At 66.4% G+C, this 2,116-nt stretch carries 1 protein-coding gene; it reads right to left on the bottom strand.

Features of this window, described 5'->3' with window-relative positions; translation table 11 throughout:
- A partial coding sequence (gene rpoB, locus K2X24_RS10325) for a DNA-directed RNA polymerase subunit beta (RefSeq protein WP_292497538.1) occupies nt 1–2,116 on the bottom strand: 2,116 nt, incomplete at both ends.

Genomic DNA, 2,116 nt, shown 5'->3' on the forward strand with positions numbered 1-2,116 from the left:
TCTTATCGTCCACGAGGTGGTGCAGCTTCAGCATGTAGATGTAGCCCATCGTCACCTTGCGGTCGAAGGGCTCGCCCGAGCGGCCGTCATAGAGGGTCGACTGGGCCGACCGGTCGAGACCGGCCATTTCCAGCATCTGCTCGATGTCGGCTTCCTTGGCGCCGTTGAACACCGGCGTCGCCATCGGCACGCCGCGGCGCACGTTGTTGGCGGCCTCGGCCATCTCCTCGTCGGTGAGACCTTCGAGCTCGGACGGCGAGTAGATCGCCTCCATCTCCGCCTTGAGGGGCGCGATGTCGTTGCTGCGGAGATACGCGTCCACCGCCTGGCTGACCTTGCGGCCGAGACCGGCCGCGGCCCAGCCGAGGTGGGTCTCCAGGATCTGACCGACGTTCATGCGCGAAGGCACGCCGAGCGGGTTCAGCACGATGTCGGCATGCGTGCCGTCCTCCAGGAACGGCATGTCCTCGATCGGCACGATCCGCGACACGACACCCTTGTTGCCGTGCCGGCCGGCCATCTTGTCGCCGGGCTGGATCTTGCGCTTCACCGCCACGAAGACCTTGACCATCTTCATGACGCCGGGGGGCAACTCGTCACCGCGCTGCAGCTTCTCGACCTTGTCGAGGAAGCGCTGCTCGAGGCGCTTCTTCGACTCGTCGTACTGCTTCTGCATCGCTTCCATCTCGGTCATGAGACGGTCGTCGATGACGGCGAACTGCCACCATTGCGAACGCGGGTACTCGCTGAGGAGCTCACGGGTGAGCGTGGTCTCCTTCTTGAAGCCCTTCGGTCCGGCGATGGGAGCCTGGCCGATGAGCACGGTCGCGAGACGCGCGTAGGTGTTGCGATCCAGGATCGCCTGCTCGTCGTCGCGATCCTTGGCGAGGCGCTCGATCTCCTCGCGCTCGATGGCCTGGGCGCGCTCGTCCTTGTCGACGCCGTGGCGGTTGAACACCCGGACCTCGACGATCGTGCCCGTGACACCCGGGGGCACGCGCAGGGACGTGTCGCGCACGTCGGACGCCTTCTCGCCGAAGATGGCGCGCAGGAGCTTTTCCTCCGGCGTCATCGGGCTCTCGCCCTTCGGCGTGATCTTGCCGCACAGGATGTCGCCGGCGTGCACCTCGGCGCCGATATAGACGATGCCGGCTTCGTCGAGGTTCTTGAGCGCTTCCTCGGAGACGTTCGGGATGTCGCGGGTGATCTCTTCCGGCCCGAGCTTGGTGTCGCGGGCCATCACCTCGAATTCCTCGATGTGGATCGAGGTGAACACGTCATCCTTCACGATCCGCTCGGAGAGCAGGATCGAGTCCTCGAAGTTGTAGCCGTTCCACGGCATGAACGCGACGAGCACGTTCCGGCCGAGCGCAAGCTCGCCGAACTCCGTCGAGGGGCCGTCGGCGATGATCTCGCCCTTCTTCACAGCCTCGCCGACGCGCACCAGCGGCTTCTGCGTGATGCAGGTCGACTGGTTGGAACGCTGGAACTTCTGCAGGCGGTAGATGTCGACGCCGGGCTTGTTGGCGTCGGCCTCTTCGGTGGCCCGGATGACGATACGGGTGGCGTCCACCTGATCGACGATGCCGGTGCGGCGGGCCGCGATGGCTGCGCCGGAGTCGCGGGCGACCACGGCTTCCATGCCGGTGCCCACGAAGGGCGCGTCGGCGCGGACCAGCGGCACCGCCTGGCGCTGCATGTTCGAGCCCATCAGCGCGCGGTTCGCGTCGTCGTTCTCGAGGAACGGGATCAGGGCGGCCGCCACCGAGACGAGCTGCTTCGGCGACACGTCCATCAGGTCGACGCGGTCCGGCGGCACCACGATGACGTCGCCCGCGCGACGGCAGACCACCAGGTCCTCCGTCAGCTTGAAGCTTTCGTCCATCTGGGCGTTCGCCTGGGCGACGTAGTACTTGGCCTCCTCCATCGCCGACAGATAGGCGACGTCGGTGGTGACGACGCCGTCCTTCACCCGCCGGAACGGGGTCTCGATGAAGCCGTACTTGTTCACCCGCGCGAAGGTGGCGAGGGAGTTGATCAGGCCGATGTTCGGGCCTTCCGGCGTCTCGATCGGGCAGATGCGGCCGTAATGGGTCGGGTGCACGTCGCGCACCTC

The sequence above is a fragment of the Methylobacterium sp. genome (assembly GCF_019750675.1).
GTDB lineage: Bacteria > Pseudomonadota > Alphaproteobacteria > Rhizobiales > Beijerinckiaceae > Methylobacterium.